The organism is Flaviramulus sp. (assembly GCF_982512915.1).
This window is the reverse complement of the sequence record NZ_CEWOCJ010000026.1, coordinates 24,897-31,757: the sequence shown is the minus strand read 5'-3', so window position 1 is coordinate 31,757 and position 6,861 is coordinate 24,897. Positions and strand designations below refer to the sequence as shown.

6 protein-coding genes are annotated in these 6,861 nt (G+C 32.3%); 4 read left to right on the top strand and 2 right to left on the bottom strand.

The features are described 5' to 3' along the window. Nucleotides 1-885, top strand: an 885-nt coding sequence (locus AC1XJX_RS12580) for a T9SS type B sorting domain-containing protein (RefSeq protein WP_482004339.1), incomplete at its 5' end; no start/stop codon positions are given. Nucleotides 886-1,059: 174 nt separating this feature from the next. Next, nucleotides 1,060-2,613 (top strand): L-piperidine-6-carboxylate dehydrogenase, encoded by a 1,554-nt coding sequence (amaB, locus tag AC1XJX_RS12575; protein WP_482004338.1) that lies wholly within the window; start codon nt 1,060-1,062, stop codon nt 2,611-2,613. 123 nt (nt 2,614-2,736) lie between these two features. Here the strand turns inward: amaB and AC1XJX_RS12570 are convergent, their stop codons facing one another. Then, complete coding sequence (locus AC1XJX_RS12570; protein WP_482004337.1) at nt 2,737-3,870, bottom strand: DUF5929 domain-containing protein; 1,134 nt, start codon at nt 3,868-3,870, stop codon at nt 2,737-2,739. Between the two features lie 29 nt (nt 3,871-3,899). Next, the gene (locus AC1XJX_RS12565; protein ID WP_482004336.1) at nt 3,900-4,652 is read right to left on the bottom strand and encodes an SDR family NAD(P)-dependent oxidoreductase; all 753 of its coding nucleotides are present in this window, start codon (nt 4,650-4,652) and stop codon (nt 3,900-3,902) included. Nucleotides 4,653-4,917: 265 nt separating this feature from the next. Here AC1XJX_RS12565 and AC1XJX_RS12560 point away from each other — a divergent pair, with 265 nt between their 5' ends. Together AC1XJX_RS12560 and AC1XJX_RS12555 are read left to right on the top strand one after the other, a co-directional pair. Further along, on the top strand, nt 4,918-5,919 hold the full coding sequence (locus AC1XJX_RS12560) for an AAA family ATPase (RefSeq protein ID WP_482004335.1): 1,002 nt from the start codon (nt 4,918-4,920) through the stop codon (nt 5,917-5,919). Between the two features lie 69 nt (nt 5,920-5,988). Beyond that, nucleotides 5,989-6,855, top strand: a complete 867-nt coding sequence (locus tag AC1XJX_RS12555; RefSeq protein ID WP_482004334.1) for a DUF58 domain-containing protein — start codon at nt 5,989-5,991, stop codon at nt 6,853-6,855. The last annotated feature ends 6 nt before the right edge of the window (nt 6,856-6,861 follow it).

Genomic DNA, 6,861 nt, shown 5'->3' with positions numbered 1-6,861 from the left:
ACTAGAAGTTTTGATAATACCAGTTGCTCGTGGATAGTAACAGGCACACAACCATTAGAACCAAGTACAACAATAGAATGTTGGGAAACTAGAAGTTTTGATAATACCAGTTGCTCATGGATAGTAACAGGCACGCAACCTTTACAACCTATTTTAGAATGTTGGGAAACGGCTATATTTAACAACACAACATGTTCTTGGGATATAACAGGAACTCAACCAGGAAATGTATTTGAAGAAAATTTAGATTTATGTGAAACCACAACTTTAAACTTAATAGCTCAAACCAATATTTCTAGCCCAACTTTTATTTGGAGTACAGGTGTTACAGCTGATAATATTACTATTGATAGTGCAGGAACTTTCTCGGTAGATATAACTGGTGGTGTTTGTTCTTTTGAAACAAGAATTTTTGAGGTAACATTATTAGAAACACCCATAATTGAAAATGTAATTTCTGATGGTAATGACGTCATTATTACCACATCAAATTCCGGAGATTTTCAATATTCTTTAGATGGAAATGTTTATCAATCTAGTAATGTGTTTTTAAATGTTGATGGTGGGCTTTATAATGTTTTTGTGAAACAACGAAATTGCACTAGTACTATAACATCACAGTATTTGCATTTTTATATTCCAAAATTCTTTACCCCCAATAATGATGGTATTAAAGATATATTTAACCTGGCAGGAATCGAATTTTATGCCTCGTCAGAAGTTTCGATTTATAATCGTTATGGGAAGTTGCTAAAATTCTCAAAAAACAGTACATTCAGTTGGGATGGAACTTACCGAGGGGAAAACTTACCATCTGATGACTATTGGTATGTTATTATTATTGAAGGGCAAAAATTCACAGGGCATTTTACTTTAAAACGGTAAAATAAAATACTATTATTTTAATTTTTACATTTTAAATCTTCAAGTAGATAAGTCTATTTTTAATTTAATATATACCCATATTAAATCGATTTATCGTCATTAAAATCTAATAAAAACGACTTTTTATTGGTATATTCGTAAATAATTTAATCATAATTAACAAATCAATAATTAATGAATACACTAGCTACTGATTTTGGGATAGATATAGCCCTAAAACAATTAGGAATTAAAGATATAAATGAAGGTACTTCAATAGGATTAAATAATTTTTCTAGTGGTGAAATTATGCAATCTTTTTCTCCAGTTGATGGTAAATTAATAGCAAAAATTGAAACCACTACGAAAGCAGATTATGAACTTGTAATGAAAGCTGCTACTAAAGCATTTAAAATTTGGAGAACGATGCCTGCCCCGCAAAGAGGTGAAATTGTGAGGCAGTTTGGCGATAAATTGAGAGAAAAAAAGGCTTATTTGGGCAAGCTTGTTTCTTATGAAATGGGTAAATCGTATCAAGAGGGATTAGGTGAAGTTCAAGAAATGATAGATATCTGTGATTTTGCCGTTGGATTATCCCGTCAACTACACGGTTTAACAATGCATAGTGAGAGACCCGGACATCGTATGTACGAGCAATACCATCCATTAGGGGTTGTTGGTATAATTTCTGCTTTTAATTTTCCAGTAGCAGTTTGGGCGTGGAATACCGCGTTGGCATGGATTTGTGGCGATGTTTGTGTTTGGAAACCGAGTGAGAAAGCGCCTATATGTGGGATAGCCTGTCAAAATATAGCTGCTGAAGTTTTTGCAAAAAATAATTTACCAGAAGGAATTTCTTGTCTAATTAATGGAGATTATAGTGTTGGAGAAATGATGACAAAAGATATGCGTATTCCTTTAATTTCAGCAACCGGGTCAACTAGAATGGGTAAAGTAGTAGCTCAAGAAGTAGCGGCTAGATTAGGAAAAAGTTTATTAGAATTAGGAGGAAACAATGCCATTATAGTTACACCGGACGCCGATATAAAAATGACGGTTATTGGTGCTGTTTTTGGTGCTGTAGGTACGGCAGGACAACGTTGTACTTCTACCAGAAGACTCATTATTCATGAAAGTATTTATGACAAAGTGAAGGATGCTATTATGCTTGCATACAATCAATTACGTATTGGAAATCCTTTAAATGAAAATAATCACGTTGGACCATTAATAGATACAGATGCTGTAAAAATGTATCAAAATGCTTTAAGTCGAGTTGTTGAAGAAGGTGGTAAAATAATAGTTGAAGGACGTGTATTATCTGGTGAAGGTTATGAAAGTGGTTGTTATGTTAAACCAGCAATTGCAGAAGCTGAACCTCATTTTAAAATTGTTCAACATGAAACTTTTGCACCGGTTTTATATTTGTTAAAATATTCAGGAAACGTTGAGAATGCAATCGATATTCAAAATGAAGTTGCTCAAGGTTTGAGTTCTGCAATTATGACAAATAATTTACGAGAAGCTGAGAGATTTTTATCCGTTCAAGGTTCAGATTGTGGCATAGCTAATGTAAATATAGGAACCTCTGGTGCTGAAATTGGAGGTGCTTTTGGTGGTGAGAAAGAAACTGGTGGAGGTCGTGAGTCTGGAAGTGATGCTTGGAAAGTTTATATGCGACGTCAAACAAATACAATTAATTATACAACTGAACTGCCACTGGCTCAAGGAATTAAGTTTGATTTATAGAAATAAAAAAAACCTTGACTCAGATTTAAAAAATCGATTTGGAGCACAAGGTTTCGTTGATTAATAGCGATACAAATATAGTTTTTTATTTGAATATTCTATATTTCTTAATTCAAATTAATATCAGCTGTATTTTACCTTTCTTAGAATTCGTAAAGTTTCTTTGTGTAAAAGATATAATTCTTCACTGTAAGCTTTTAAATAGGGTTTCGCCTCATTTAGTTTATCAAGAGCTTGGTTAAATAAGTTGAGGAAGCAAATTAGGTAAGTAGCTGGCAAGTTTTTTAAGTCTATTTCTTCTCGTTTTGTTATAGGAATTCCTTTTTTAAGTTTTTCTAATATGGCATTGCTCGTGTTGTATATATGAAATAATACTTTTTTATCATATTGAGGTGGTTCAAATAAAAGTTTGGTTTCAATATTATAATTAGCATTATTTTCAAATTTAATTATAGTTTCTTCCAATTGATAATATTTATTAGAACCTTGAAGCCCAAGATTTACATATTCTATGATTTTAAAACTATCGTCATCTAAAAATATAGACACCTCATCTAAGGCTGAAAAGAATAACCTTACTTGTTCATTAATAAGTTCAATATCAACCCTAGAATAAAACGTTTCTTGTTTTACTACCTTTTTTTGTCCTGCCCAACACACTACAAAATACTCTTTAAACACCTTGTATTTGGCATCATAATCTTTCCGTTTGTTCATGAAATCGAAAACACCATCAAGCGTATGTTCAATATTATTTTGAGCATTAATTTCAATGGCTTCTACTGTTTTTGAGTTCACATCTTTTATTTCAATATCAAAAACTTTGGGCATACTCATGCTCCCGTCTCTTAAAAAAATGGAACCGCCATAATATTTCCAAATGTTTTTTCTTAGTGATGTGATTTTACCGGTTGCTCTTATTGTTACCAGTCCAACAACCTTATCGTCTGGTAAGTGAGGAAAGGGAATATTTTCATATTGAACAATAGGCGGACTCGTTAAATAAGCATTAATGAGGTTTTGTATTTTACTATCATCAAAAAAATCTACACCTACAATTTTATTATCTTCATCTTCAATACCAATAACTATGTATGAATTGTTTTTAGGATTACTATTTGATAGTGCGCAAATATGTTTTAAAAACTTTGCTTTTCCTTCTTTATGGCTGATATCTATTTTTCTTTTTTTATCATAAAAACTATTTTCATCATTATGAGCTAATAGGTGTTTAATAAGAAGGCGTTTATTAATCATTTTAACTTTATGAGAACATAAAAAGGGTTTTAATTATCCTTTTTCAAAATTGTTGAACTAGCTTGTGCGGTACAAAACATTAAAATATCAGCAATATTTACGTGCGGAGGTCTTGAAACTGCAAAACAAATTACTTCTGCAACATCTTCTGCTTGTAAAGCTTTAAAGCCTTTATAAACGGAATCAGCTATTGGATCACCCTTAAAGCGAACTTTAGAAAATTCCGTTTCTACTAAACCTGGATTAATAGCACCTACTTTAATCCCAAATGGATTTAAATCCATACGCATTCCTTCAGTAATTGCTAAAACAGCGTGTTTGCTACCACAATATACATTTCCTTTGGGATACACTTCTTTTCCAGCGGAAGACCCAATATTTATAATCTGCCCGGATTTTCGCTCTGTCATTTGAGGTATTATGGCTTTACTAACGTACAACAGGCCTTTTACATTAATATCCATCATTGCATCCCAATCGTCAATATTTCCAGTGTTTATAGGGTCTAAACCATGGGCGTTTCCTGCGTTATTAATTAAAATATCTATTTGTTTAAAATCTTCTGGTAATGATTCAATAGCCTCAAAAACAGCTTTTTTGTCTCTTACATCAAAATTTAAAATATGCACTCTAGTTAAATGTTCTAAAGCTTTTTTTGTGTTTTGTAATCGGTCTAATCGTCTGCCACAAAGTATCAAGTTCATGCCTTGTTTTGCAAATTCATAAGCTGTAGCTTCTCCTATACCGCTTGTTGCTCCTGTAATTAGGGCTGTTTTCGTCATTTTAATTGGTTTTTTATTCAAATTTGTATAAAAATACTCAAAACTATTTTATGCAAAAACTTTGTTTATGAGTTATTTTGAATATAAAATTATTTAAAAAGTAATATTTAGGAATACCTTATCATAATTATTCGTTAAACCTATGAATAAAGGCTTTTAGCTCATTTTTTTAACCAATTTTTAACATGGTATCAATAAAAATTTTAACAATTTGCAATGCTCAAATAAGCACAGTATATTCGAGCTTTTAATTAAATAAAAAACGATGGAAGAAACAGGTACAATTGATATTAAGTCGATTAACGAGAAAATTGAAAAGGAAAGCGCTTTTGTTGATTTACTTATGCTAGAAATGAATAAAGTTATCGTTGGCCAAAAACATATGGTTGAGCGTTTACTAATTGGACTTTTAGGACAAGGACATATTTTATTGGAAGGTGTTCCAGGATTGGCAAAAACATTAGCTATTAATACACTAGCGCAAGCTGTGGATGGTAGCTTTAGTAGAATACAATTTACTCCAGATTTATTACCAGCAGACGTTACAGGAACATTAATTTATAACATGAAGGTTAATGATTTTTCCATAAAAAAAGGTCCAATTTTTGCTAATTTTGTTTTAGCAGATGAGATAAACAGAGCGCCTGCAAAAGTGCAGTCTGCTTTGTTAGAAGCGATGCAAGAAAAGCAAGTTACTATTGGTGATGAAACTTTTAAGTTAGACAAACCATTTTTAGTAATGGCAACTATGAACCCAGTTGAGCAAGAAGGAACTTATCCATTACCAGAAGCGCAAGTTGACCGTTTTATGCTTAAAACCGTTATTGATTATCCTAAAATTGCTGAGGAGCAATTGATAATGAGAGCCAATATGAAAGGTTCTTGGGACAAGGTTAACCCAGTAATATCTGTTAAACAAATATTAGATGCTCAAAAAGCAGTGAGAGATGTTTACATGGATGAAAAAATTGAAAAATATATTCTAGATATTATTTTCGCTACACGTTATCCAGAAAAATACAAACTAGCTGATTTAAAACCACTTATATCATTTGGTGCCTCGCCTCGAGGTAGCATCAATTTGGCAACAGCCGCTAAATGTTACGCTTTCATCAAACGTCGTGGATACGTTATTCCAGAAGATGTTAGAGCCGTAGTTTACGATGTATTACGACACAGAATCGGTATTACTTATGAAGCTGAAGCTGAAAATGTAACGTCTGTAGACATCATCAACAAAATAGTAAACGAAATAGAAGTCCCTTAAAATTGACAATTGATAATTGATTATTAAGTGAAATTAATCAATAATAAACACTCAATAGACAATTGAAAAATGGATACTAAAGAATTACTAAAAAAAGTACGAAAAATAGAGATTAAGACACGCCGTTTGTCTGATCATATTTTTGGAGGCGAATACCATTCTACCTTCAAAGGACGAGGTATGACTTTTAGTGAAGTGCGCCAATATCAGTTTGGGGATGATGTGAGAAATATTGACTGGAATGTTACCGCTCGTTACAATGAACCCTTTATAAAAGTTTTTGAAGAAGAACGCGAACTCACCATGATGCTTATGGTAGATGTTTCTGGTTCCGAAATGTTTGGTACTTCTCAGCAGTTTAAAAATGAAGTTGTAACCGAAATTGCTGCTACTCTCGCATTTTCTGCGACTCAGAATAATGATAAAATTGGGCTCATTTTATTTTCAGATAAAGTAGAGTTATATATTCCGCCAAAAAAAGGACGCTCCCATGTACTTCGAATTATCCGAGAGTTAATTGAGTTTGAGCCAGAAAGTAAACAAACCAATTTGGCAGAGGCTTTAAAATTCATGCAAAACGTCATGAAGAAAAAAGCCATCGTATTTGTGCTTTCTGATTTTATTGCAGATGATTATCATCAAACCATGAAAATTGTTTCGGGAAAACATGATGTTACAGGGATTCGCATTTATGATAAACGCGAAGAGGAGATTCCTAATTTAGGAATAGTACAAATGGAAGATGAAGAAACAGGGGAATTAATGTTGGTTAATACATCATCAAAAAAAGTAAGACTTAATTATGCAAAGTTTTATCATGAAAAAGTTGAATATTACAAAGAAAGCTTTAATAAATCTGGAGCCGGAAGTATTGATTGTCGTGTTGATGAAAGTTATGTTAAAAAGCTATTAGGCTATTTTAAGAGAAGAGGATAAATATTG